The sequence below is a fragment of the Acinetobacter sp. Gutcm_16 genome (genome assembly GCF_028649355.1).
GTDB lineage: Bacteria > Pseudomonadota > Gammaproteobacteria > Pseudomonadales > Moraxellaceae > Acinetobacter > Acinetobacter johnsonii.
The window spans coordinates 47,947-74,416 of the sequence record NZ_JAQSUV010000016.1 but is presented as its reverse complement, the minus strand read 5'-3'; the positions used below and the strand labels follow the sequence as shown (position 1 = coordinate 74,416).

The 26,470-nt window shown below is 40.4% G+C and carries 31 protein-coding genes; 5 read left to right on the top strand and 26 right to left on the bottom strand.

Going from position 1 to position 26,470, the window contains the following annotated elements:
• Positions 1–936, top strand: a complete 936-nt coding sequence (locus PTT44_RS02470) for a tRNA dihydrouridine synthase (protein WP_213063783.1) — start codon at positions 1–3, stop codon at positions 934–936.
• Here the strand turns inward: PTT44_RS02470 and PTT44_RS02465 are convergent.
• The 14 genes from PTT44_RS02465 to PTT44_RS02400 form a co-directional block, all read right to left on the bottom strand.
• On the bottom strand, positions 933–1,988 hold the full coding sequence (locus PTT44_RS02465) for a DUF1176 domain-containing protein (RefSeq protein WP_168158242.1): 1,056 nt from the start codon (positions 1,986–1,988) through the stop codon (positions 933–935). The two genes, PTT44_RS02470 and PTT44_RS02465, sit on opposite strands and share 4 nt — an antisense overlap.
• A 39-nt stretch (positions 1,989–2,027) precedes the next feature.
• Entirely contained in the window at positions 2,028–2,432 is a 405-nt protein-coding gene (locus tag PTT44_RS02460; protein ID WP_168158243.1) for an NUDIX hydrolase, read from the bottom strand.
• Between the two features lie 98 nt (positions 2,433–2,530).
• On the bottom strand, positions 2,531–2,977 hold the full coding sequence (locus PTT44_RS02455; protein ID WP_168158244.1) for a YybH family protein: 447 nt from the start codon (positions 2,975–2,977) through the stop codon (positions 2,531–2,533).
• Between the two features lie 110 nt (positions 2,978–3,087).
• Positions 3,088–3,423 carry a YegP family protein gene (locus PTT44_RS02450; protein ID WP_004695228.1) on the bottom strand — a complete coding sequence of 112 codons (336 nt, stop codon included), beginning with the start codon at positions 3,421–3,423 and terminating at the stop codon, positions 3,088–3,090.
• A 233-nt stretch (positions 3,424–3,656) separates the two neighbouring features.
• Positions 3,657–4,022, bottom strand: coding sequence for a 5-carboxymethyl-2-hydroxymuconate Delta-isomerase (locus PTT44_RS02445; RefSeq protein WP_168158245.1), 366 nt, complete (start codon positions 4,020–4,022; stop codon positions 3,657–3,659).
• A 141-nt stretch (positions 4,023–4,163) separates the two neighbouring features.
• The gene (locus tag PTT44_RS02440; RefSeq protein ID WP_004695225.1) at positions 4,164–4,502 is read right to left on the bottom strand and encodes a zinc ribbon domain-containing protein YjdM; all 339 of its coding nucleotides are present in this window, start codon (positions 4,500–4,502) and stop codon (positions 4,164–4,166) included.
• A 180-nt stretch (positions 4,503–4,682) separates the two neighbouring features.
• On the bottom strand, positions 4,683–5,033 hold the full coding sequence (locus PTT44_RS02435) for a DUF488 domain-containing protein (protein WP_168158246.1): 351 nt from the start codon (positions 5,031–5,033) through the stop codon (positions 4,683–4,685).
• Positions 5,034–5,091: 58 nt separating this feature from the next.
• Positions 5,092–5,538, bottom strand: a complete 447-nt coding sequence (locus PTT44_RS02430) for an SRPBCC family protein (RefSeq protein ID WP_168158247.1) — start codon at positions 5,536–5,538, stop codon at positions 5,092–5,094.
• A gap of 169 nt (positions 5,539–5,707) precedes the next feature.
• Positions 5,708–6,094: a ribonuclease E inhibitor RraB gene (locus PTT44_RS02425; protein WP_004695219.1), complete on the bottom strand. Its 387-nt coding sequence runs from the start codon at positions 6,092–6,094 to the stop codon at positions 5,708–5,710.
• Between the two features lie 150 nt (positions 6,095–6,244).
• On the bottom strand, positions 6,245–7,201 hold the full coding sequence (locus PTT44_RS02420) for a DUF5660 family protein (protein WP_168158248.1): 957 nt from the start codon (positions 7,199–7,201) through the stop codon (positions 6,245–6,247).
• 277 nt (positions 7,202–7,478) lie between these two features.
• Positions 7,479–8,144: an RluA family pseudouridine synthase gene (locus PTT44_RS02415; protein ID WP_004983068.1), complete on the bottom strand. Its 666-nt coding sequence runs from the start codon at positions 8,142–8,144 to the stop codon at positions 7,479–7,481.
• A gap of 637 nt (positions 8,145–8,781) precedes the next feature.
• On the bottom strand, positions 8,782–9,177 hold the full coding sequence (locus tag PTT44_RS02410) for a VOC family protein (protein ID WP_168158249.1): 396 nt from the start codon (positions 9,175–9,177) through the stop codon (positions 8,782–8,784).
• Positions 9,178–9,766: 589 nt separating this feature from the next.
• Positions 9,767–10,039, bottom strand: a complete 273-nt coding sequence (locus PTT44_RS02405; protein ID WP_168158250.1) for a hypothetical protein — start codon at positions 10,037–10,039, stop codon at positions 9,767–9,769.
• A 106-nt stretch (positions 10,040–10,145) separates the two neighbouring features.
• A complete protein-coding gene (locus PTT44_RS02400; RefSeq protein WP_435781927.1) occupies positions 10,146–10,844 on the bottom strand; it encodes a hypothetical protein in 699 nt (232 codons plus the stop codon).
• Between the two features lie 214 nt (positions 10,845–11,058).
• Between PTT44_RS02400 and PTT44_RS02395 the strand changes: the two genes are divergently transcribed.
• The gene (locus PTT44_RS02395) at positions 11,059–11,412 is read left to right on the top strand and encodes a hypothetical protein (RefSeq protein WP_168158251.1); all 354 of its coding nucleotides are present in this window, start codon (positions 11,059–11,061) and stop codon (positions 11,410–11,412) included.
• 81 nt (positions 11,413–11,493) lie between these two features.
• Here the strand turns inward: PTT44_RS02395 and PTT44_RS02390 are convergent, their stop codons facing one another.
• From PTT44_RS02390 to acnD, 7 genes are all read right to left on the bottom strand, one after another.
• The gene (locus tag PTT44_RS02390) at positions 11,494–11,700 is read right to left on the bottom strand and encodes a hypothetical protein (protein WP_005400272.1); all 207 of its coding nucleotides are present in this window, start codon (positions 11,698–11,700) and stop codon (positions 11,494–11,496) included.
• A gap of 230 nt (positions 11,701–11,930) precedes the next feature.
• Positions 11,931–12,506 (bottom strand): DUF4126 domain-containing protein, encoded by a 576-nt coding sequence (locus PTT44_RS02385; RefSeq protein WP_168158252.1) that lies wholly within the window; start codon positions 12,504–12,506, stop codon positions 11,931–11,933.
• Between the two features lie 119 nt (positions 12,507–12,625).
• Entirely contained in the window at positions 12,626–12,769 is a 144-nt protein-coding gene (locus PTT44_RS02380; RefSeq protein ID WP_004695201.1) for a zinc ribbon-containing protein, read from the bottom strand.
• A gap of 340 nt (positions 12,770–13,109) precedes the next feature.
• Entirely contained in the window at positions 13,110–13,265 is a 156-nt protein-coding gene (locus PTT44_RS02375) for a zinc ribbon-containing protein (RefSeq protein ID WP_168158253.1), read from the bottom strand.
• 177 nt (positions 13,266–13,442) lie between these two features.
• Entirely contained in the window at positions 13,443–14,489 is a 1,047-nt protein-coding gene (locus PTT44_RS02370; protein ID WP_168158254.1) for a restriction endonuclease, read from the bottom strand.
• 241 nt (positions 14,490–14,730) lie between these two features.
• Complete coding sequence (locus PTT44_RS02365) at positions 14,731–15,216, bottom strand: hypothetical protein (RefSeq protein WP_004983087.1); 486 nt, start codon at positions 15,214–15,216, stop codon at positions 14,731–14,733.
• A 76-nt stretch (positions 15,217–15,292) separates the two neighbouring features.
• Entirely contained in the window at positions 15,293–17,899 is a 2,607-nt protein-coding gene (gene acnD / locus PTT44_RS02360) for a Fe/S-dependent 2-methylisocitrate dehydratase AcnD (RefSeq protein ID WP_168158255.1), read from the bottom strand.
• Positions 17,900–18,160: 261 nt separating this feature from the next.
• Here acnD and ygfZ point away from each other — a divergent pair, with 261 nt between their 5' ends.
• Positions 18,161–18,883: a CAF17-like 4Fe-4S cluster assembly/insertion protein YgfZ gene (gene ygfZ, locus PTT44_RS02355; RefSeq protein WP_168158256.1), complete on the top strand. Its 723-nt coding sequence runs from the start codon at positions 18,161–18,163 to the stop codon at positions 18,881–18,883.
• Positions 18,884–19,019: 136 nt separating this feature from the next.
• Positions 19,020–19,748, top strand: a complete 729-nt coding sequence (locus tag PTT44_RS02350; RefSeq protein ID WP_168158257.1) for a DsbC family protein — start codon at positions 19,020–19,022, stop codon at positions 19,746–19,748.
• Between the two features lie 217 nt (positions 19,749–19,965).
• Here PTT44_RS02350 and PTT44_RS02345 read toward each other — a convergent pair whose 3' ends face one another.
• Positions 19,966–21,150 carry a PQQ-dependent sugar dehydrogenase gene (locus tag PTT44_RS02345; RefSeq protein WP_168158258.1) on the bottom strand — a complete coding sequence of 395 codons (1,185 nt, stop codon included), beginning with the start codon at positions 21,148–21,150 and terminating at the stop codon, positions 19,966–19,968.
• A 339-nt stretch (positions 21,151–21,489) separates the two neighbouring features.
• Complete coding sequence (locus tag PTT44_RS02340; RefSeq protein ID WP_004695190.1) at positions 21,490–21,735, bottom strand: hypothetical protein; 246 nt, start codon at positions 21,733–21,735, stop codon at positions 21,490–21,492.
• Positions 21,736–22,028: 293 nt separating this feature from the next.
• Here PTT44_RS02340 and PTT44_RS02335 point away from each other — a divergent pair, with 293 nt between their 5' ends.
• A complete protein-coding gene (locus PTT44_RS02335; RefSeq protein ID WP_168158259.1) occupies positions 22,029–22,835 on the top strand; it encodes a tetratricopeptide repeat protein in 807 nt (268 codons plus the stop codon).
• Positions 22,836–22,876: 41 nt separating this feature from the next.
• On the opposite strand, the gene PTT44_RS02330 is transcribed toward PTT44_RS02335, so the two are convergent.
• The 3 genes from PTT44_RS02330 to PTT44_RS02320 form a co-directional block, all read right to left on the bottom strand.
• A complete protein-coding gene (locus tag PTT44_RS02330) occupies positions 22,877–23,800 on the bottom strand; it encodes an AEC family transporter (RefSeq protein ID WP_168158260.1) in 924 nt (307 codons plus the stop codon).
• Positions 23,801–23,900: 100 nt separating this feature from the next.
• Positions 23,901–25,016 carry an NADH:flavin oxidoreductase/NADH oxidase gene (locus PTT44_RS02325; protein WP_114837220.1) on the bottom strand — a complete coding sequence of 372 codons (1,116 nt, stop codon included), beginning with the start codon at positions 25,014–25,016 and terminating at the stop codon, positions 23,901–23,903.
• Between the two features lie 108 nt (positions 25,017–25,124).
• Positions 25,125–26,405, bottom strand: coding sequence for a carbohydrate porin (locus tag PTT44_RS02320; RefSeq protein ID WP_168158261.1), 1,281 nt, complete (start codon positions 26,403–26,405; stop codon positions 25,125–25,127).
• Between the last annotated feature and the right edge of the window lie 65 nt (positions 26,406–26,470).

Genomic DNA, 26,470 nt, shown 5'->3' with positions numbered 1-26,470 from the left:
GTGAAACTCATTCTTGCACCAATGGAAGGCTTAACCGACCCAATCATGCGTGATGTGCTCACGTCTGTAGGTAGCTTCGACTGGTGTGTGACCGAGTTTATCCGTGTGACCAATTCGGTGTTACCCGATCATATTTACCACCAGTATTGCCCTGAATTACTCAATGGCGGAAAAACGGCTGCAGGAACACCCGTGCATGTGCAGTTTTTGGGCAATGACCCTGAAATGTTGGCTGCCAATGCCATCCGTGCAGTGAAACTCGGTGCGCCTGCCATTGATATGAACTTTGGCTGTCCAGCCAAAACCGTGAACCGTCACCGTGGTGGCTCGGTGCTTTTAGATGAGCCAGAAGTGGTGCATGAACTGGTCAAAGCAGTACGTGATGCGGTTCCTGCACACATTCCTGTTTCTGCGAAAATGCGCTTAGGCTATATGGACCGACACTTTATGTTGGACAATGCTCATGCCATTGAAGACGCAGGTGCAGCATGGGTTACGGTACATGCACGTACCAAAGCCGATGGCTATACCCCACCCGCTTTTTGGGATCAGCTCCGCCCGATTCGTGAAGCATTGAAAATCAATGTGATTGCCAATGGAGAAATTTGGAACAATGCAGATGCGAAACAGTGTCGCTTAGAGTCTGGCTGTGAAGATTTGATGATTGGACGTGGTGCCGTGACCACACCCGATTTGACCCAATGTATTCGTCAAAATATCGATACGCCTCTGCTGACATGGAATGAGCTACTAACCTTACAAATCCGTTTTTTAAACGGCGGCTATAAAAAAGAAATGAATATGGTCGGACGTTATAAGCAATGGCTTGGCATGATGTCTAAACACTATCCTGAAGCCAAAGCCCTCTGGGATGAAGTCAAACGTATCAAGCCGCTGGATGACATTATTCTTAAACTAAATGCAAGCGCGACTTAATCCGTTCGCGCAACGATCGCGACATAAGTGGGTAAGTTCCACGCACCACCTGCAAAGCCTTTACATTGCTGCGATTGTGCCTGATAACTGAGGACAAAAGCCTTTCCATTCCAAGCCCACTCGGAACGAATACCACAGTCAGCGATACCCCGCCCTTTTTGTTCTGAGAAAATTTGCGCCTCACTAAAACTTGAGCCTGATGTAGTGACTTGCTGCTGAATCTTTTGCAATGCTTTGTCCATAACCCAATAACCTAGACCTTCATTGTACGCCCCACGCCAGCATGGCACTTGTACTACCACTTGTTCCACATTCAGCGGATAGACTGAAACCCGATCATCCTCAAAAAACCGTGCCTCATAGAGATTTGGACAGTCTTGTTCATCTGTTGTTGCTTTTAACTTTTTAAAGAGTTGATGGGCATTTTTACTGTCCACGGCAAAATGGCTGGCAACCGCAGGTCGATATCCCGTAATACCAATTTTAGGGATGGCTTTGGGCTGTAGAACATTTTGCTCAGACTGATTACCTTTTTGATATACCGCGTTCGGTGTATTTACACGCTTTTGTATATCATCCATTTTGAGCAAAACCGCATTTGCCCCAGCAGTTGAAATTTGCCATTGCTGTGCTTGGGTCGTGAGACGAATATCTTCCGCACCCACCAAAGCCTTTAGCAACTGTGCACTTTGAGCACTGGACAGTTTCGCAGTACTTTTCTTGGCATCGAAGGTCAGGCTCCCCAGAGATGTTCCTCCTACGTTTAAATTGGCTTCAGTATCCTGCGTAAACTCCTCAGCCACTTGAATTTGGCTGAGTACCGCACTGCCTGCACCTGCGGGACGAGAAATCAGTAATGAAACTGGATGACCAAACTGAGCATCACTTTGATACCCCACCGCGCGGCACATGCCCGTATTATCACAGGCAAGCTCCCAGTCTTTATGCATAAAATAGTTACCCGTTTCAGCATGAGTCCACTGGCTCAAGGCACTCATCAGCAACATACCAATAATGGGACTCTTTCGTTTTATGATCTTATTATTCAACATATGCACTCACTCCACTTCAGAGGAATTTTAATTTTGCACTCAAAAACTTCGGCTTTGCACGATACCTGTGTAATTTAAACAATCTTCAACGCGAATCCGTTGTACCTTCGACAGCTGATCTAAATCAAACCAAGCATAAGCCGTATGTTCATCACTGAGGCTGATCTCAGCAGATGCAGCCAAATGACATCTAAAAATAAATGCATGTGAGGTCACTGCCGAATGAAAGTACACACCCGATAAATAATCGATCTGAACCTGACAACCCAGCTCTTCTTGGCACTCACGCAATAAAGCCTGATGAATGGTTTCTCCCATATCCAAGGCTCCACCGGGTAGCCCCCAAGCCTGATCGGCATAATTGGCTTTCAGTAGCAAAACCTGTCCTGCGTCATTGGTCAGCACTGCATGAGAACTCAGTCGGTAAAAGTCTTGAAATGCCATATATACCTTATTCTTAAGTTGTTCATGTTGTCATTAAAACATAACTCACTAAAACTGAGATGGCTCGATCTGTGCCCAAGCCAAAGCTTTAGTCGAACTCAATCTGGAAAATAAATCGGCTTTGACATTTTAGTTTCAAAGTCCACAGGCACCGAAATATGCTGATGGGCAACCAACCACTCACCTGCCGTTTTTTGAAAACATAGCGTGGTTCTGCACCAAGGAATCTCTGGGGTTGCAACGCCACTGGCATGATCCAATTTAGAATAACAATGTAAAAAAGCTAAACCGTCACGACTAAAAATATTGATGTTATGCCTAAACACTTTGATTTCCCCCTGAAAAAATGGGGCATATCGTCTCCACAATTCTTGATAGGCTTTCACACCTTGCAGCTCAAACCCAATATCAAACAAGCTGACATCACTCTGACAAAGACGAATGATATTTTGTACATCCATTTTACAAATGGCATCATCCCATTGTTTGAGTTTGAAGATAATTTCATGCCCCGCATGCTCATCTCCAACTAATCGAAAATCCACATCGCACTCCCGCACTACAAATCAAACCGCATAAAAAAACGCGTGCGCCATCCATAGCAAACACGCGGTTTTCTTCAATTCTTAAAACAAGCAAAATATGTAATCTGATCTTAAGTCGTCAAATCCTTAATCGTGGTACTTGAACCATTGTTTTTCACCGATTCAATGCCCTTATCTCTGGATTGCTCACTGGCATAAAACTGACTGGTACCAATAATCTGATGATTGGCAGCCTTTAAGTTAAAATAAGGTTTGCCATTTTTGGCTTCTAAGCGTTCATAACGCGTATCATCGGGGCTATTTTTTTGCACCGACTCAATTCCATTATGTGCTGACGCCTTTGCTTTATACAGTTCACTGGTCAAAATGACCTCGCCATTTCCCGCTTTTAAAACAAAGCGATATTGGCCATCATTTGCCTGACTTACTTCGTACCATCCTGACATAAGCTCACCTATTGTTATTTTAAAGTGATTGTAGATCTACCAAAACTGAATAAAAAAACATCCAATTTCATAAAATATAAATGACTTCTTTTATAAAAAAAAGTGCATTTACTACCAGCCCAAATTTTATTTTTTTAAGATAACAGCGCTATATGAATAACGCATGACAGCCACAAACCGTTTAAATGACACGCGATATCGGCCCAATAAACGGTTTGGCACTCTTCCTAATTTTATGCTTTTAATACCAATTTGCTGTAACTGCTTTTTGGCATTTCAATAATTTCTACACAAATTTGTACCGTTAAATCCTGAGGAGCGGTAAAGTTTTGCTGCAAGGTTTTAAGTAATTGGCTCGAAATGGCACACTTAGTAGCTTCATCTCGTCCGCTTAATAAAGACACTTTGGCATGCAAATAAGCCTGCGCATCGCCTTCTACCCCAATCATAAAATCGGACTGTCGAATGGCACGACTTTTGATGTCATTGCCCGATTGTACAAACTGGCCATCCAGCAAAGCTTGGTTTAACGCCAATAACATCGGCTTAACTTCAAGGGTGTCGATATTGTCTGAATATTCAAGGTGGATATGTGGCATAGCGTATTCTTCAACAAGTTTTTATCTTTATAGCATGCTGTGCGGGTGTTTCAACGCTTAATGTCTTTTCAAAATGGCTGAAAAAACAAAAAACGGAGTCCAATTGACTCCGTTTTAATCTCGAACTGCAAACTCAGCGGATTAGGCTTTTTTCACATACTCAGATTTCAGTTTCATCGCACCGACCCCGTCAATCTTACAGTCAATGTCATGACCATCTGCGGCATCTGGCAATAAACGAATATTTTTCACTTTGGTTCCGACTTTCACCACCGATGACGAACCTTTAATTTTTAAATCTTTAATCACCGTTACCGTGTCACCATCAGCAAGTAAGTTGCCGTTGGCATCTTTAATTGCCACCACTTCTTCAGTTGCTTCTCCCTCTTTCCATTCATTTGAACATTCAGGGCAGATCAGCAAGTCACCATCTTCATAGGTATATTCGGACTGGCATTTTGGGCAGTTGGGTAAAGACATAAAAACCTCAAAAATAAAAAAAATAAGCAATTCACATTGCTTAAAGCGCCAATATAGCATTTTTCAGACGAAAGCGATGCAAATCACATATTTATTTTAAGGCTTTAGCCTTGACACAGGATGGATAAAATAATGCTTAGGGAAATATAAGTTTTCCCTGTAATAGCATCAACTCAACACTTATTTTTGTTCCAAGCACTGCTTCAAAATCACCACATGGTTATGCTGTTCTTCTTTGGCTGCGGTGAGTAACGTGATCTGCTCACGCACTGCCAGTTGGCGCAAATCATTCAACTCGGCGGAATGTGCTTCCAGTTCTTTCATATAACGGACTTTAAACTCATCCCAGTGTGCCACCATGTCTTGGTGATACCATTTCCGTAGTTCATTGGATGGCGTGAGAATTTTTGGCCATTCATCTATTTTGGCCTCAAGTTTTGATACCCCTCGTGGCCACAACCGATCGACCAAAATCCGTTTGCCATCCTCTGCCTCGACAGGTGCATAAATCCGCTTCATGCGTATTGGCATGCAAAACTCCTTTTATTCTTTTGTGCAACTTATTCTATTGTTCAACGATGACAATGCACTATTCATCGGGAATGTCTGGATTCACTAAAAAAGCCAAGAGTTGCAATGACTCTTGCCAGCCCAGATAACAGCCATCGACAGGAATCACATCGGGTAAACCAGACTGCGTAATATGAACCTCTGTACCGACAGATACTTCTTTAAACTCAACACGTACTTCAATTTTTCCTGCTAGTTCAGGTACATCGAACTCATCGGTATAGCGTAATAAACTGTTTTCAACGATTTCATGATAAGTGCCATGAAATGAATGCTGCATGCCTGTACTGAAGTTGGTAAAGAACATGCGATATTGACCACCTTCTCGCAAATCAAACTGATCTACATGTGCGGTAAAGCCGTGTGGTGCCATCCATTTCACTAATGCATCTGCAGTGGTAAAAGCACGATAGACACGCTCGATGGGTGCACTAAATACGCGGTGTAATTGGACGCTATTTGACATGATTTTTCTCGTTCTTTTCAAATATTCAGATTTAGTTTAAAACGCTCAAACCCACATACTGTATTTTTTTTGTGCATCTTTTTTTAAATTGCCTAACTCGGCCCGCTGGCTTTTCTACCCACCAACAAAAAAAGCATGTTTTTCAACATGCTTTAACATTGACCATTTCTTAGGCTTGACCTTGCTCATAGTCCTCATCATCTTCGTCGTCATAGACATAGGCCATACAACCCCAGCCATCATATTCGCCACCAAACTGTTCTGCAATTTTAGTAAACCATTGTTCTAAGTCGACAATGTCTGAATACTCAGGTTCCATATACACATAGATGGTAATAATCCACTCAGATACGTCGCTTTCTTCATCGACAAACAAAGTGATTTTTTGCTCTTCTTGTAATAAATACAACGCACACTTTTCTGCTTGTGACTGCTCTTGAAAGGCAATCGAATATTCTATTTCATGCGGTTCAGATAGGTCGTCGCCATCCTCAGCCATTTGCCAAAGTACATTTCCGTTATCATCATCTGGATATAATTCATAATCACGTGTCATGGGTATGTCCTTGTTATCTTTTTAGCCAATATATCGTTGGCAAGTGACAAAATAGTGACTTCAACATAGCATATTTTGCTCATTTTTATAGCAGTTACATCTGATTTTTCGAAGGTTGTTTAGACTTTACTTCACGCAGACTTTACCGCGTTATTGTAAAACCCGATCTTCAACTAAAATGTCCGCTTGAAACTGTAAATCACTGCTTTTTAAGTTTTCTAATAAGGCTGCAAATTTAAGTTCTTCTAAGCGTAAAGCCAGATAACTCTCTTGTATCTGAGTATGACCGAAAGCTACACCATAGTGATTGATCAGGATAAAATCATCCTGCAAAGCTTGAATCAAAAGGCCAAGATTGTCTTTGCTCACACGTTGTAAATATAAGTCTGCTTTCGTATTAAACAACTGTGAAACCAAAACCATCATCGATAATCGCCGATTCTCATCCATAAAGGCGCAGTTCACAACGTCGTTTTGCTCAACCGCACAAATCACTTGTTGCCGGATTTTTTGTAAATGACAGGCCGCATCTGTTTTCCCATAGCCTTCGATGAGTTCATCTAATAACTGCTCCGAAGGCAGTTGATAACTCTGGCTGTAGGTTTCAATCTTATGATGTAAGGCCTTTGATATTTCAGCCAGATGTTGTCGTTCTTCAGCCATATGAAAAAAAGCACCCAGTTTTTCTCTGGCGCGCAGCATGCTCATTTCTTTGGCCTTACGCTCATACTCTGTTAAGAAGTGATGTACTTTTTCGATGCGCTGCCGACATTGTTTAAGCATCTGTTCAGCATCAAATTTGACCGTTTCAGCAAACAATTCCACTTGGTTGTGCCGTTCAATAACATAGTGCTCAACATCAATAATTTCTTGGTAAGGACTCAATGTTTCGTTACGTTGTCTGAGTGTTCCAAGCTCAATTCTTAAACTGGTCAGCCGGTGTTGTAATTCGCTTTGCTGCTGTTCATAAACTTCTAAACTGTTTCGACTGCGCTCTAAATTGATTTCTAAGGATTCAATCTTCTTTTTTTGGGCAAGGCTGTGTATTTTTTGCCAGCATATAACCGCACACAGCAGCACAAGAATGACAGCGAATACATAAAGCATGGCCTATCTCCCTAAGGGAACGTCATTTTTCTTTTAAAGACTCCGCTGTAAGAACACATGAAACTCGAACAGTAAGCCTTGGAACAGACAAACCTATTTTCATTCAATTTCAATCAGTCGTGATCATGGCTAAAAAGCCAAACTCAAATGTTAATTTCAACAAAGATAAGCACACTAGATAAAACTGCACTTACACAACTTACGCTAACGGTTTTTTAAACTGCCCGATATCCCAAATTTTAAGTATTTCTCAGAATATAAATAAAGTGTGACACAGTTAAAATGGCACACTTCCATGAATCGCGACCGATTGTCCACTTAAAGGCTGCTGAAAGGCTAGAAAACTGGCATGTAAAGCCATACGTTTTAATGGACTTCGTGTCGGCTCAGGGTGATATAACTTATCCCCTGTAATTGGATGTCCAATATATTGCATATGCACACGAAGCTGATGTGAGCGCCCCGTAATCGGGGTCAGTAAAACTCGCGTAATATCGGTCTCAGTATCATAGCTAAGTGCCTGATAAAGTGTTTTTGCAGGTTTGCCCAACTCAAAGTGTACGATCTGCCGTGGTCGATTTTCCCAGTCAGTAATCAGGGGTACTTCAACACTGCCTTCGGCATCCAACTGGCCTTGAACTAAAGCAATATAGTGTTTATCCACCGTGCGGGCTTGAAACATTTTGCTGACGGCGACTTCGGCATCGCGGTGCTTGGCAAACATTAAAATCCCCGAGGTCGCCATATCTAAACGATGGGTAATTTTGGCATGCGGGTACTGGGCTAAAACCCGTAAATAGGCACTATCTTGGTGTTCTGGTAAACGTCCTGGCACCGACAACAAGCCCGCAGGCTTTTCAATCACCACCAAATCATCGTCTTCATAAACGATCACCAAGTCTTCTTGGGGCGGTGAATATATAAAGTTGTCATTTAGAGCCATGGGAATAACAGCCTACAAAAGCGAGCGCGAAAAATAGCAAGCTGTGTTTCAGCTGTCAATCATTCACCAAATATGGAAAACAGCCTTAATCCTAGGCATTCTTCACCCTATATAAAGCCAGCTTTTTAGCTGGGCTGATTGGATTGAAAGCTTAAAATAAAATGATGTAATTGAAACTACAACAGCAGGATTTTCAATTTCTGCAGGAAATATTAAAATTTATTTTTTTGATTTATATTTTATTCGAGTTCAAATTTTTTAGGGTGTCTGGGAAAACATGTTGTTTACTTCAACTATCATAACTTTGTAAGTGATGATCTTATAGCCTATAAACTTTTGATTTATAGCGTCCTAAGCCGAATCAAGACCTTTTGGGTAAGTACTACTCACGCGTTTTGCGCCACTGGTAGCATGCTACTCTTTTCGATCCCGTCACACCCTTGAGATATAATTTAACAATCCAAGGGCGGGATTGTTTCCCGAAGATAAAGTCTTTTTAGCTATTTTTGGAAAAAAATCTTGGCTTTCAGGTTATCTAAAAAATATTTTCCCAAATGCAGCGTATTTATGATTTTTTTCTCACATAAAAGCGCTTTTCTCAGGATTTTATTTCTTTGCTGCATCACAGATGAGAAATTCAACTTCCTGCACAGACCTGCATCAGTTGAATGAGATTCCCGCAGGTATCATCAAAGACTGCAACTTTGACTTTTCCGGCCCGCATCGGTTCACTGGTAAAGCGCACCCCTAAGTTTTTGAGTCGCTCATATTCCGCATCAAGGTCATCCACTTGAAAAGAAGTATAGGGAATCAGGTCTGCTTTAATTGCAGCTTTAAACGGCTGTGCCGCAGGATGTGCATCAGGCTCCAGTAGCAGTTCAACACCTTCAGGACTTTCGGGGGAAACCAAAGTCAGCCAACGATAATCCCCCACAGGTACATCATGTTTGATTTTAAAACCGAGTTTTTCTGTATAAAACTGACAGGCTTTTTCTTGGCTATCGACCATGATGCTGGTGACATATATTTTCATTGTTGTTCCATATTTTTTATCAGACTTTTAATGGTTATAGCAGAACTCTAAGCGTTCCAATGTTATCAAATCGCAATTTTTTTAAAGCCGTTTTCGTAAACCAAAGCGCCAATTTGTTTGGTCACAGTTAGAGCAAATATTTGGATAAATTCGGGGCAATATAAAAGTTTAAAATAGAAGAAAATATTTGAATGGATGTATCTTTTATCGTGTTGTTTTATCATGTAGTTTCTAGGGGTCAGGAGATAACTTCAACGATTAAAACTGGGTAAGTTCTAAACTTTTGCCTATAAATGGATAATCTATAGCGTCCTAAGCCGAATCGAGACCTTGTGGGTTAGTACGACGCTGATCTTATAGATAACGAGTCGCAAACTACTCTTTTCGATTCCTGTGCCCTTAAACGCTATATTAAGCAAATTGGTACGGGATGAATTTCCGAAGATCGGCTAATTTCAAGCAATGATGAAAAATATTTCCACAAATAAAATTAGATTTGATAAAAACATTCATAATGACACTTTAATCATCTCTTTCATCGCATAAAAATGAACTTCTATCATTTTTTTACACCATCATTTCAGAACACTTAAGTCCCCATATAACCTTGCAGCCACGTTGCAATAAACCACCACAAACTGATCGCGGACATACCACAAAGTAAATTAGCTAAAACTTTCTGCAGATTACTGAGCTGAGACAAATAAATTTTTCGGTTAATCACATACGCAACCACAGCTAAGGCTCCACCGATTGCACCACCAATCATCACTAAAAACAAAGGCCAGCCTGCCATCAAATGGGCAGCCGTACTCAGCTTAGGTTTCTCTTCAACACTCAAAGCCAGTTCTTTACTTTCCATCGCTTTCCCCTATACATGATCAAGCAGTCATGTGACTGATGCCTCAGACTCACGTCACTCATAAAAGTGCATTTTGAAATATAAGTTAGCAAAAACTAAGCCAACACTATTCAAAACTCAGAGCATCGATGTCCTGAATTTTGCTCAAATACATCGGAGCAACACTCACTTTGCTCCATATTTCTTTAAATTTAGGGTCGCTATCCGAGTCTTTGTTGAGATTTTCTCTGACTAGCTTCTTAGCGGTGAGAAAATTGACACTGGTTTCACTGTTCACATAAGGGCCAAAATTATCGGAGCTGTCATAGCCAATCAGACGCATATCACGTCCTTCTAAACGGAACTGATAGGCCCAATATCCATAACGACCATGTGCATAATGTAGTTTTAACAAGCCTTTTTCGATAGAGGGCACCAACTCAGGCGCAAAGTACACACCGCCATCTTCATTTTCTGAAGAAAACAGTGACAAGTTCTGAACGACTTTTTTGTACTGCCCTTTTACATTCAACAGCACAATCACACCACGGCGGTTGCGGTCTAGTTTTCCGCGGTATTCATCGGTGACCCACTGTTTCGGATCTGTACCTTTGACGATTAAAACCACATCTTTTAAACCATCTTTGTTTAAGTCCCCTTGCACAACCTCATACACCGTATATTTTGCGGGAAGGTAAGCTTGGTATTGGTTGGTGGCTTTTTGCCGCTGAATGTACTCAGCACTTAAGTTTTCAGCATACAAATTGGCGGATATACCCAACATTGCAGCGAACATTAGAGAAGTTTGAATGAACTGTTTTTTCATAGTTTGCTTAATTTTTTTAAATAAAGTAGGTAAAAGAGCGCGCTAATAAATGCTTCATTTTTGGCATCTGTGCTGCAGCTTAGCATTTATCAGAAGCCTATTTGTAGAATGCTCTACAATTAAAAACAGATGACTGTGTCAGTGTCATATTTTGATTGCTGCCGTTGAAAGCTTTCGGCTAAAGTGACGGAAGACCATTCAAATACGTTTCATCATGAAAACTAAAACTGCCCTGCTAATGCTGTGCCTTGCGCTTTCCCTGAGTGCATGCAAAGTGTTAAAAACACATATCGTTAAAGTCACCAGCTCAACCGAAGCACAGCCACATGAAGTGGTGTTAAAAACCACCAAAGGCTATGTATATTTATCGACACAGAACATGACGGAAAAGCAGAAGCACATCCTAAAAAATCTGCGGCCTTTTCAGTGTTTGGAAATTAGAACACCTGAACAGTTTGCTATGCAAAACCGAGTAGTGCGATTTTCTGACTTTAAAATTCGCGCTTTAGTCGAAGCTGACCGAGAGTGTCGAAAAATTAAGGTCACGACCCGAATTGAAATTCATTAATGTTGTAATGCTTAAAAAATAGAACCTCCATATCCAACAATGAAAAGCTCTGCATAAATTGCAGAGCTTTTTTGCTTTTGGCTATTTGAAACAACACTTGTCACAGCCTTCGACTTTTTCTCTGGGCCAGTTCATTCTTGCCCGTTTATAAGCCAGCTCGTAATTGGCAAAATAACCAATCAGAATTTGATCCTCCGAGCTGGGTAAATCTGTACAGCCTAAGGATGCATTATGAATATGATGAATGCCTTTTTCACTAGGCTGTTCATTTACAATAAATTTTATCATTTACAGTTCCCCGAATAATTTTTATAAAGTTCAACCACAAACAAACCCATACAAAAAGTATGTATTTATAAAATTAAACGGATAGCGTATGAAAATCAATCATTATTTTAAAAGTGAAACTGATCTCTAAGCCATATCAAGTTAAAAGGATTGATGCCCACTAACCAAAAAATTAGCCACTCTATTTTAAAATTTAGAGACCCAACAATGCCATAAGAAAACTGCTGAAACTATAAAGGTGTATTGATACTTTCTTGTTTTTTACGTTTAAACCAACGTACGGCCCAGATCGCCAAAATAATGCCCACAATTACCACCAAGACAGGAACCAGTAGTGACAGCACGGACAGTAAAACGGCACCTATCCACTCCACTGTAGACACCAGTGGGTTGGCAACCCCGCCCGTCGTTGCAGTTGAAACTCCTCGAACGGCAACGGTACTCATTTGCACAGCACCTGCTGTTCCCCCACCGATAATGATTGCGGCGGCCCAACTGGCAAACTGCGACATTTCCCCGCTGCTGACTGCCATAGTGGTGAGTGTTCCTGCGACCATCGCGACTGGCGTTGCAATGGTGTCTAAAGCGTTGTCGACCCATGGTATGTAATAGGCTGCTATTTCACAGACAGTTGCAATAGCTAAGGCGATACATACCGATGGCATGCTTAACCATTCAAAACCTTGCATGGGTTCGAACCAACCCATAATAGATGCAAGGCTCATGACCAAGAGTGGGACAAAGACGCGAAAGCCACAGGCAGCACTTAAGCCAATACCGATACAAAGTCCTAATATGGTTTCCATGTGCTTTTCCTGTGTGGCCTAAGTTGGGATGTTTTTTATCTTTTTTATAACTTAGCAAAAAGCCCTATCGGGTGATAGGGCTTTTCTTTAAAACAGTGGGTAACTGTTAAATCTTTGGCTTAGGCATTCTTATTGTTAAATTGATTGCCTTGGCATTTGGTACACGGGGGTAAACGATCTGTACCAATTTCTAAGTAGACGCGGTGTCCGCATTGAACACAAAAATAGAAGCCTGTTCCAGGTTTTTCGCCAGCAGTAACCATTTTTGTTCTCCATATGTTTAGAAAATGGTCTTATTAGTATATGCATTTTATGATGGATGTCTATTGATCATTTTGACAAATGATGGCGTCATAAATGTTAGAAATGATGTATTTCAAAAATAGCTAAGCTAAATAAAATTTAGTCATGAAAGTGCTGTCAGTAGCTTATATTGTTGTCTTTAGAGCGTTGAATCATAAGTGCATTCGTTTAAGCTGAGATACATTTGAGTCATGGTATCAGTGCTAACCGCTTCCAAAACCTTTCTTCCAGCAAATAAAAAGCCCTATCTAATGACAGGGCTTGATTCAAAACAGTGGATAACTGTTTGCAGTGTGCCGCTTAGGCAATCTTATTGTTCAATTGATTGCCTTGGCATTTGGTACACGGGGGTAAATGATCTGTACCAATTTCTAAGTAGGTGCGGTATCCGCATTGAACACAAAAATAGAAGCCAGTTCCAGATTTTTCTCCAGCAGTAACATTTTTGTTCTCCATAGGTTTTAGAAACAGCCCTCTAGTTTATTGCTCAAATAATTTTTACTACAATTCATTTCAAAAAAATATGATATTTTTTTAAAAAATCCAAATAAATATTTTAAGTATTACAGAGTAATACTTAGAACTAATCTCAAAAAATCAAAAAATATATACAAATATTTTTATCAATCAGAATTAATGCAAGTTCAAAAGATTCACTTTTTTTATCACATTTAGCAAATTTGGAACCTTACTTTCAAAATACTCTAGCGACTCCTCTATACTACCTTTAATCCCTATACAATTAGCCCAAAGTGATTGATTATAAAAATTCGCTACTATCAAACTATGTTTTATATCAGAGTTATTAATCCCTAATAACAAATCTATATCATTTTCAATTTTCAAAGATAACTTCAAAGGAAAATTCAAACCTTCTTCCAACTTCATTTCAATTATTTTATCAATCACTTTGGAATCATTAATATTACCCTGAATTTTCAAACTAACTGAAACAGCACTCAATTTTTCATAATAAAACCTATAATCCCAAAATAGAGTTGCAATTAGCCCAAGGATGCCTCCACTTTCAACAAGTTTTGAGAGTGCTTTTATCGTACTTTGTATAGCACCAACTCCCCAAAAGTTGGTCAATCGTTCAGTTAAGATAAGAACAGACTCGGTAGAATCAATTTTAGAAAGTCCAATACAGGCGCTTTTTTGAGTTTTTTGACACATGTTTGATAACAAGTAATCCCTATAAATTTCAGCATAATCCCCATTATTTGGATTTTTCAATTTTTTTATAATTTCATTTGAAATATTAATCCTTCTTACTTGATTATAATTATCACACTTATTAATATTTAATTCTTTAAGCGGGACAATATTCAAAGCTATTATCATTTTTAAATCATTAAATGTTATCAAGTCTATATTTGTATTTTGACTATAACTTACTGCCCCAGACTGAAAACCCTTATTACTTACTATAAAACCTCTATGCGCACCTATATCCTCCACAATAGATCTTAGAGCCAATACTTTTTCTTTAGGAATATTAGTTTTCCAATTCTTGCATTCAATTATCCATTTTTCTTCGAAACCAAAATTTTTAAATGTCACATACACATCAACTGCATGAATTGCTCGGGCACCTTTAATACTGATTTCTTCCTCGGCTAAACAACCAACCTGACGAAATAATTGTGCTGTAATTCCTTGAAATTTTTTCCAATCCACATTTTTACCTAGTTTAACTTTAAAATATTAGCATTACTAAATTAATAGACCAATATAATTAATTTTACCCAATATCCTCTTCCTAGAAATCAAGGAAAAAGAGTTATAATATACACACCACATCATACCTAGAAGTATCTGCTTAGATATTTAAACAACAATGTGCAGGTACCTTAGTGGTTTCATTATTACCATCAATAATTTTGTTTGTATTCATCACAGCTATAGAAAAGGCACATTCTTAATTATCATAAACGCTTAAATTACCTGTTCTCCACATTTCGCCATCCCAACATAGCACATCAGCTAAATTCTTCATTATCGGATGTTGACGTAATCGAGGTGATCCGTCTGTTTTGTACCACTTATTGACTAGCGTTATAGGTGTAGGTGGATAGACTTTTTTTCTATCATTCAGATTAGGCTGCCAGAAATAAACAATTATAGATTCAGCCTTTTCTAAGAACGTCCTAGTTGCTTCAGCTGGATATTCTGCTTTTGCTAACCAAATTTCTTGCTCCCTAGTCACTAAAGAAGCTTTATGATGATTTTTCAACCTATTATAAAAACTACCTTCTGTTATTCCGCAATACTGAATATCTAAATCTCTTTCGTATTTACCTTTCCCTGTAATAATGTATAACCCATTAGATTTTTGCTTATTTTCTAGAACCTCTTCCAGAGTAAAAGGACCTTCCCAGTTCAAAATTATAGTATGCTGTTCCATTCGTATCTCTATTAAAAAACCCCACTTAAAAGTAGGGTATTTTTACAACAATATCAATAACTTTTAGCTTAAATCATCAAGCCACATTCCCTTCCAAGAAATCCTGCGCAAAGCGTTGCAATACACCACCCGCTTCATATACAGACACTTCTTCTTCAGTATCTAGGCGACAAGTGACAGGCACTTCAACAATTTCACTCTTACCTTCATCCGTCGCACGCTCAATGACTAAAGTTAACGTCGAACGCGGCGCGATATTACCAATCACACTATAAAGTTCAGTGCCATCTAAACCTAAAGTTTTACGGTCAGTGCCTGCTTTAAACTCAAGCGGTAACACGCCCATACCCACCAAGTTGGTACGGTGAATACGCTCGAAACCTTCCGCTACAATCGCTTCAACACCTGCAAGACGAACACCTTTGGCAGCCCAGTCACGGCTAGAACCCTGACCATAGTCTTTACCTGCGATGATGATGAGAGGTTGCTTACGATTCATATAAGTTTCAATCGCTTCCCACATACGCATTACTTCACCTTCAGGCTCAACACGTGCTTTCGAACCTTGCTTGATCGTACCGTCCGCACGAACCACCATTTCATTAAACAATTTCGGGTTCGCAAACGTTGCACGCTGTGCGGTTAAGTGGTCACCACGGTGCGTTGCATAGGAGTTAAAGTCTTCCTCAGGCACACCCATTTTATGCAGATATTCACCCGCTGCCGAATCCATCATAATGGCATTCGATGGTGATAAATGATCGGTAGTGATGTTGTCAGGCAAGATGGCAAGCGGACGCATATTTGCCAATGTACGTGGTGCAGCCAAAGCCCCTTCCCAATACGGTGGACGACGGATATAGGTACTTTGTGGACGCCAGTCATACAGTGGGCTTTCCGATTTTTCCGCCACACCCAAATCAAACATTGGAATGTAGACTTTACGGAACTGTTCAGGTTTCACCGCTTCTTTGACCAGCGCATCAATTTCTTCATCTGACGGCCAAATGTCTTTTAAGTAAATTGGATTACCGTCTTTATCATTACCTAATGCATCTTTTTCAATATCAAAGCGGATCGTTCCTGCAATCGCATAGGCTACAACCAGCGGAGGAGATGCCAAGAATGCTTGTTTTGCGTATGGATGGATACGACCATCGAAGTTACGATTCCCTGACAATACTGCAGTTGCATACAAGTCACGGTCAATAATTTCTTGTTGTAGTTTAGGGTCTAAAGCACCAGACATACCATTACAGGTGGTACATGCATACGCCACGATACCAAAACCGAGTTTTTCTAAATCGTCCAATACACCTGCTTCTTCAAGATATAAAGCAGCAGCTTTAGAACCCGGTGCAAAAGAGGATTTCACCCATGGTTTACGTGTTAAGCCCAATTCATTGGCTTTACGTGCCAATAAACCTGCTGCAACTGTGTTACGTGGGTTTGATGTATTGGTACATGAAGTAATGGCAGCAATAATCACTGCACCATCTGGCATTAAACCATCGGTACGATGCTCAACCACACCTGCAATGCCTTTTTCTTTCAAATCTGCTGTTGATACACGAGCATGTGGGTTTGATGGGCCTGCAATATTACGTGTTACTGTTGAAAGATCGAAGCGAAGTACACGTGGGTATTCCGCTTGTTTCATATCCGATGCCCAAAGACCAATTTCTTTGGCATAGTTTTCAACCAGTGCAACTTGCTCAGCTTCACGACCTGTCAGGGTTAAATAATCAATCGTATTTTGGTCAATATAGAACATTGCCGCAGTTGCGCCATATTCAGGGGTCATATTGGAAATCGTGGCACGATCACCCACAGACATGCTGTCTGCGCCTTCGCCGAAGAATTCAAGGTACGCACCAACGACACGTTCTTTACGCAAGAATTCAGTCAATGCTAAAACGATATCTGTTGCAGTGATCCCCGCTTGACGTTGTCCAACAAATTCAACACCAATAATGTCTGGAAGACGCATCCAAGAAGCACGACCTAACATCACATTTTCAGCTTCTAAACCACCGACACCAATCGAAATGACACCCAGTGCATCGGTATGTGGTGTATGTGAGTCTGTACCGACACAAGTATCTGGGAATGCCACACCTTCACGACTTTGCACCACAGGAGACATTTTCTCCAAGTTGATTTGGTGCATGATGCCGTTACCCGCTGGAATCACATCGACATTTTCAAAAGCGGTCTTGGTCCATTCGATGAAGTGGAAACGGTCTTCGTTACGACGGTCTTCAATGGCACGGTTTTTCTCAAAGGCATCTGGGTCAAAACCACCGTATTCCACAGCAAGAGAGTGATCGACAATCAACTGTGTTGGCACAACAGGATTCACTTTCGATGGGTCACCGCCTTGATCTGCAATGGCATCACGTAAACCTGCAAGGTCAACCAATGCCGTTTGTCCAAGAATGTCATGGCACACCACACGCGCAGGATACCAAGGGAAATCGTGATCTTGTTTTGAGAAAATCAGTTCTTTTAGTGACTGCTCCAAAATGGCAGGATCACAACGACGCACTAACTGTTCAGCCAATACTTTTGAAGTGTATGGAAGTTTTGCATAAGCGCCTGGCTGAATCTGTTCAACGGCTTCTCGCACATCAAAGTATTCTAGCTGGGTGCCTTGCAGTGGTTTGCGGTGATTATTGTTCATAGCGTTCCTGCCTTTGGTGTTTCATTTTTCTTCACTGTCTTTACTAGACAATTCATCTTTGTCTGCTAGGCATACTACACTGTCGAAAACCCATTTCCCAAATCGTTTATATTTCATAAGCTTAGATATAAAAACAGGGGTTTTTGAAATATTTAGTTACATTAACTTTTAAATATTTACTCTAAATATGATTTTTTCTGAAAAATAGCGGAAAATAGCCCTAATTCTTTAGTATTAGATTTTAAGGTAGGCGAGCAATTCATGAGCGATCTAGCTTTCTCCTCTTTCACTTTAATTGGTGTAGATGCACTCAAATTTTTACAAGGTCAAGTGACGGTCAACGTTGAAGCTTTAGCTGAAAATACAACGCAATACACCGCCATTTGTGACTTGAAAGGCCGTATTCACTTCGGTTTGTGGCTGACAAAACGTAACCCTGAACATTTTGAAATTGTTACCACACAAGACCAGTCGGAAGAGTTTGCTAAACACATTAAAAAGTTTGGTGCTTTCTCTAAAATGAAACTTGAACCTATGGGTTCAGTTTTCCCAACCTTCACGCAAGACCGCACTACCTTCTCTGCTGAGCCTACCGATATTGCAGCATGGCAAGTGCAAGCCATTACTCATGGTGAAGCGTATATCGACCAAGCCATTGAGCATGTGTTTCAACCTCAAGAGCTACGTTTACACCAACGTGAAGGCGTGCACTATGACAAAGGCTGTTACTTGGGTCAGGAAGTAATTGCGCGTTTATGGTTTAAAGCCAAACCCAAAGCATGGTTGCATTTAATTCAGGGTACAGGCAGTGCGCCTGCGCAAGCTGAACAGTTGAATAAAGGTATTCAAGTGGTGAATAGCGCTGCGATTGATGGCGGTTATGTCGCGTTGGTGGTGGCACGTCCTGAGTCTTTGAGCGAGCTTGATGTGACGGTTTTAGACTTACCAGAACACTTAAATAGTGATGTGGCACGACCGCAATAAATCTATAAGTTTTAAAATGTTATGATAAAGTAGCCTCTAAATTTAGGGGCTTTTTAACGACTAAATCTTTTCAATGCAGCTTGTACTTTGTTATCAACTCTGTAAATATTTATAAAAATATCAGCAATTAAGCATTATGAAAAAATTAACTATTTTAGCACCAATCCTGACTTGGCTTGTTTTAGCCAGTTCAGTCAGCTTTGCAGATGACCTCGACAAAATAAATCAAACTGCTCAACAATTTCCTAGAGAATTAAAACCTGAGTTTATCGATAAAACGCCAATTGAAGGACTGTATGCCTTATCGAATCCCAGGGGAACATTTATGATGGACGCTAAAAGCAAATATTTGATTAAAGGAAAAATTTTAGACATCAATAATCAATTGAACATTACAGATGCCATTTATCAAAAACACTATGCAATAAACCCCAAGCAACTCCCGCTGAATCAAGCTTTTAAAGAAGTAAAGGGAAATGGAAAACATGTAATTTATGTTTTTGCAGATCCAGACTGCCCTGCTTGCCAAGCATTCCAAGGCGCTTTCGAAGAAATGGATAATATGACTATTTACACCTTTCCATTTGCATTAACTCATCTGCACCCAACCGCATTAACAACGGCAAAAAAAATCTGGTGCTCTAAAGAACCTTTAAAAGTATGGAAAGAGTATTTAATTAATGAGAAAAAACCAAAACAGCAATCTACTGATTGCAGCAATCCAATTGATCAAAATATGGATTTGACTAAAAAACTGAATATATCAATTACCCCAACTGTTTTTAATTCACTAGGACAGCGAATGGCGGGTCTTGAGACTGAAGAAGAATTCGAAGAATTTATTACCCCAAAAAAGTACAATTAAATTAATACATAATTTATAGGGTGTTTTTGAAGGGAAATGCCCTATAAAATTTGAGAACATAAATTTTTATTTATGCCTGACATAAATAATGGAATAAGCATAACAATACAACTGCTTAATAAAACGATTGATCAACATCTCATACCACTCAATTTCACCTGACTATCCGCATCTTCAGTCATGCTCTTTCTCCTAATATTTTAGAAAACTCAAAAAATTAGAAAGACACTTTCTTCCTCACATAATAAACCACCCCACTCCGATCATCAGAAAAATAAAAGGAATTTGCATCTATACGGTAAATATCCGCAGGTCGACCATTCACCTTATTCCCCACTAAAAAACCATCCATAAAGGTTTCAAGTTTTTTCCCTTTACGCATAATCACAATTTTATAACCATGACCAATCGTAGCATCCGTAGAACCATGCAGCGCCACTAAAAAAGCATTTTTAATGCTGTCATCTGTATCTGGATGATCAAAATAGTCAAAGCCTAGTGCTGATGAATGCGATGGGAAATAGGCATAAGGAGATGGTACATTTTTACATCCTGTTGGACGTTTAAATTTTGAGTCTGCTAAAATTTTACCATTCGACGAATAACAAGATGGCCAACCATAATCTGCATCACGCTTGAGTGCATAAAAAGTTTCATCAGGCTTATTTTTACCCAAATGGTCTGCACCTTGATTGGTGACAAATAAAAATTTACCCACCCATTTCAAACCGACGGCATTGCGTAAACCTGTGGCATAAATCTTTTGTTCAGAACCATCAGGGTTCATTTCTAAAACTGTCGCTCTAACTTTCTCTTTCTCGGTACAAGCATTACAACTTGAACCGACTGAAACATAAATTTTCCCGTTCCCACCCACTGCAATGGTTCGTGTTAAATGCCAGCCACCATATTTATAACTTAAACCATAATCAGGAAAAGTCGCTAAAACTTCAGCTTTAGCCGTGGGTTTTATTTCACCTTGGGTGAATTTTCGTCGGGTGAGCTGATAAGTTTCAGCCAAATATAACCAGTCTTGCCCAGAAGAGTCTGTATAAAACTGGACTGAATTTGGATTTTTCAAACCTGTCATATAAGGAATAATTTTGCCGAATTTTCCTGTTTCAGCATTCCATTCATCCAAAATATAAACGATGCCTTTATTATTGTCGGTCAAATCGTGCATATCCGTTACAAACATTCTACCGTCAGGTGCTTTGCTAAAAAAACGAACACGTTTTAAACCCTCAGCCGCAGGAACGATGTCGTAATTTGCTGGAAGGTTTAGAGAAAAACGCTTCCCATTTTTCAAGTTGATTTGATGAGGAACAAGATTTGGCGGCCCAGCTAAAACTGCCATTGAACCAACTAAACATATGAATAAAATTGAGAATATTTTTATCATTTTAGATAGGTCTCGATTCATCTTATGAAAAACAGCTTCTTTTTTATAGGATATAACTAGAATTATGGGGACATAGTCAAATGCTTTTGATAACAAACACATAGACTCATCATATACAAATTATTATTTTATATTATCTTTTAACCCAAGCACTGAAAGTATCTTTGCAGTGGGTAAATCCATTCACACTCGTTCTGCGGCTATAAACACAACATAAAAAATATTGCTTTAGAACGCTATAGTAACCATCAGTCCTTGGATAAAAAAGGCTCATACAAGGACTTAAACCCTTTTAGAGCCTTATTTAATAGTTCACTCATTTACAATGAATATTAAACATCAAAAATCATGAAACAGCTTATTCATGTCTTTGCAGAGATAGTCTTTAAATGAAAAATCTCGTGCATGTTTAGCATCAAATTTTGCGGTCACACCATCTTTTTCAAAGATATATACACGGTCATCTTTGCTCACTAAAAACTCACCACCCAATTTCATCAATAAGGCATCAATTTTTTCGCCATCTGGAATCGACTCATCGGCCAAAACTTTTAAATAATTTCGCTTAATTGACTTAATAAACATGCTGAACTCACTACTCATTTTCAGCGCTATTTAAACAGAATCTAAGCCAGAATCCTAATAAAACCCGAAGCTCATCAGCTACAAATACCAATAACACATTTCAGTCTTTTCCACCCTACAGCACGCAGTTTGTATTGGAAAAATATATACCGAACAACACAATCAACGGAAATTTGTAAGACCAAGACACAATTCAGATATTTACATTCACACAATTCAACTTATGATGTGAAATGACTCAAAACAAATACACACATAGATGGACTTATGTGTAAGAAAAAGGTTTATAAAACATGAAGAAAATCGTACTTGCAAGCTTAATTGCACTCACTAGCCAGCTTGCACTTGCAGCCACCACTCAAGATACCATCAACCCCGAATTTGCCAAGATTGAGGAAATGGTTAAAGCCAACAATATGACGGGGGCGTATCAGGCTTTAGAAAAACTGGCAAAGTCTGGCAACCCACAGGCCATGTACAACTTGGCTTATTTGACTCAGACCGGCCAAGGCACAGCGAAGAATGAGAAGAAAGCCATTCAGCTCTATCAAGATGCTGCAAACAAAGGCTACCCTGTTGCGCATTATGTGCTTGCGAAAAACTATGTCACTGGTACTTTAGGCTTGCCTCAAGACATTAACAAAGCCAAACAACACTTTGAAGCCGCATCTAAATTAGGCTTTGATGATGCAACCGTTGAATATGCCGTGCTGTTATTTTCTGAAAATAAACCAGAGTCTGAAAAGTTAGCCCTTAAGAAACTTGAGCCTTTGGTGAAAAAAGGCAACTATCAAGCCATTCATGCACAAGCCCTGTACGACATCAGCACAGGCTTTAAAAACAAACAAGAAGCGCCCATTCAAAAAGGCCTCAACAGCATTCAAGACTTAGCCAAAAAAGGCTATATTCCTGCCCTGATGGCCGTAGGCAATATGTTTGCCAATGGCAATATCATTCCGCAGAACTTACCTGAAGCGAAGAAAATTTTTACCGCTTTAGCTAAAGAAAATGTGCCACAAGCGAAAGAGTCATTAGCGCAGGTTGAAACCATGATGGCGAATCAAGCCAAGTCCCCTGCAACAGCAGCAGTCAAAAAATAAATCGCTTCTTCAAAAAATACTCTCCTCGGAGAGTATTTTTTTCACCACCAAAGACCAATCAAGACACTGACCACCACAAAACTCAATAGCGTGCTAATCATCAGTGGAGTGAGTGCTTTTTCATTTAAGCCATACACTTGCCCAAAAATTCCAAATAGAGAGGGCATCGGTAAAGCTGCAATCAAGGTCCCTGCATAAATCATCTTTGGGTCCAATGCAGTCAAATAGGTCAACCCTAAATAAACCAAGAGTGGCATACAAATATTTTTAGACACCACCAGATAAACCGTTTGCAGGTTAAACGATTGAATGGTTAGCCCGACCATTCCCCCACCAATAATAAAGAGCGCTAAAGGTGCAGCGGTCTGGCCTAACATCGCAAACACTTGGTCGATTAAATGTGGAATTTGAAGTTCGAAAATCGCACAACTCATGCCAAGCATCACCGACAAAAACAGTGGATTTTTAAGTAGCGTAAGAAATGTGGTTTTTAAAATGGAGGCTAAATTGGCTTGTCTTTGTCGCCCTATTTCTGCCAGAGTGAGCATCAGCGGTACAAGAAATACACTTTCAATGATCACCACCAATGAAATATAAATCATCGCTTCACTTCCCATCAGCAGCGTCAAAATTGCTGCTCCCAATAACCCCGTATTGGACATCGATGCACCCAGTGAAAAAACTGCAGCATGGGTAAAGTGATTCTTAAATAGCTTTTGACCTAAAATAAAAGCCGTAATAAATAAGCCAAAGGTCACAGCTGCATAAACATAAAAATAAGCGGGATACCAAATTTCATGCAAATCTTTTGAAGCTAAGGCGTGCAACAATAAAGCAGGTAACGCAATTTTGATGACAAAAGCACTGATTGCAGTCATTTGCTCTTTAGCGAGCAACTGAATTTTGACAGAGGCAAAACCGAGAAAGAGCAGGAAAAAAACTGGAAAAATTACCGAAAAAATCATTCAAGCTGTTCCTTTTCCAGATGATGTAAGTAAAGACCCATCCTAGGATACACCTTTACTCAGTTGAAATATTTTAAAAGACCAATGGGCGAATATGTGATTAAAACGCAGAAAACAAATCTTTGATCCCATGTGGCTGACACCGTAAATACTGCGGTGCGATAGAGACTTTCCCACCCAGTTCTGCGGCTGCATGCCACGGCCATCGTGGGTCATACAACATGGCGCGCGCCAGACCAATTGCATCGGCTTCTTGCGCCTCCAAAATATGTTCAGCCTGCTTGGCTTCTGTAATCAAGCCCACCGCAATGACTGGAATTTTCACCGCTTGTTTCACTGCGTGGGCAAAAGGCACTTGATATTTGGCCTTAATCTGAATGTCTTGCTCCACATGCAAGCCACCACTTGAAACATGAATATAAGCCGCACCGAGTTGCTCCAACGCTTTCGATAGCCCCACTGTTGAATCAATATCCCAACTTTCTGTTGCGGTCGACTCCATCCAGTCGGTCGCAGATAAACGTATACCCACGGGATAGTTTTCAGGAACAGCTTGTTTAATGGCTTGGAAGACCTCTAAGGTAAATCGAATGCGGTTTTCAAAACTTCCGCCATATTCATCAGTCCGTCGGTTCGACAGCGGTGACATAAACTGATGCAACAAATAACCATGGGCTGCATGTAGTTCGATCAGCTCAAAACCTGCATCTACTGCACGTACTGCAGCACTGGCAAAGTCATCAATGATGTCTTGCATCTCCGGCACACTCAAAGCATGGGGTGCATGCTCTTCAGGCTTAAAGGGGACATCACTGGCAGACACCGTTTGCCAACCATGCGGTTCATTCGGTTTGATCTGACCTTTTCCCGACCAAGGACGATCGGTCGATGCTTTACGTCCCGCATGTGCCAGTTGAATGGCAAAAGGCATTGGAGAGAGTGTTTTGACTTTTTGAAGTAAGGCCTTCATTTGCGCACGTTGCAAATCATTCCACAGTCCTAAATCCGCAAAACTGATCCGTCCTACCGCTTGTACGGCTGTCGCTTCAACAATACATAAGCCTGCACCTGACAATGCATAATTGGCCCATTGTTGCTCATGCCAATAGCTCAGCTCACCCGCATCATTGGCTGAGTATTGGCACATCGGTGCAATCACGATTTTATTTGTTAAGTTTAGATCCCCAAATTGAATGGGTTGAAATAATAATGGCATCACAGCTCTCCCTGTACTCACTATGATCTATAACAAATAAAGTGCCTTGCATTCAACGCTAAAAGTGCAAATCTGCTGTCAAACCTTTGCACTTTTATGGCTATCCATTTAGAAAATAATACGGCTTCCGAGCCCCAAGACCAGTGCATTATCCACCACATGGCTTGAACCTGAGTTGACCACATACTGAATGTTGGGACGTAACATTAACCACGGCGTAGCGTTATAGCTATAGTTCAGTTCAATATTGTATTCCGCGCTCGCATCATACTGTGCTTTCCCCGCAATGAATCGCTCATTCAGATGTACACGATTCACCCCCAAACCTAAAATATCCGTCGGATGCTGCTCAAATACCCCAATGTATTTCAGCCCCACTTGTTGTGAGTTATCTACTTTATTAGTAATGCGATCATGCCATGTAAAGTTGGCAAAACTATGCAAGCCTTGGCGCCCTGCACCCGTTGAAGTCAGTTGCTGTTCGATGGCAATCCATCCTGCAAATGTCCGGTCTTCGCCAACCACACCTTTGCCATAAGCCACGTCATATTGGTTATTTGGATCATCTGCGGTGTTATAAATCCCACCGACCCGATAGCTCCCCGCCAAACCATTGAATAGTGCTTTTGGTGTCCAAATCACTTCCACGGGAATAGTCACACCATCGGCATGCTCTGTGTCGAGGCTCCAACCTTGTCCCTCTGCTTTGCCATTGCCATTATCTGGATTAAATTCGTACACCCCAATTTGCGTTGCCACTTCAGGAGCCACTTGATACTTAATGCGACCGCCCCATTGTGAAACCGGCGTATTCATCCAGATATTGCCCTGCCATTTTCCCATTTGTGCGGCACAAAAGGCATTACTGACAAAATCACACGCCATCATATCAAAGTCAGAACCCAAACCCAGTCGCCCAACTTTGACACTGAGCCCTTGTTCTTTAAATCGCTTTTCAATCGAAAGCTCAGATAAACGGCTGTCTTGGTTTCCACGGCCATAGGTGGCTTGTACATTGGCTAATTGCGGTGCAGAAGGATCTTGTAAATCGCGAATTGAGGTACTTTGTCCTTGACGGGCAGTCGCAACAAAACGAACGGTGACCCCTTCCCAGCCCGCTAGCTTCTCTAAATCAAATTGTGTACCTAGCCAAAACTGTGAAGCGGTATTTGGGCTTGCACCTGCATTATGCCCGCCATCCGCCAAATAGTTGGTATCTGTTAAAGCATTAGCTTCAAACTTAATGCCTTTTTGCGCCAATTCAGTTCGTTTTCCCTGCCAGTCACCAAACAAATACTGACCATGTACATCCAACATCTGCTCCGCATGACTCACTGTCGCCCAGGCACACATTGCAGTTGCAAATAAAGAGAAAGAAAACTGTCGCATAAACCTAAGCCCCAAACTAAAATGAAGAACAATCCATTTCATTTAAATGAAAAATTTAATGAAAA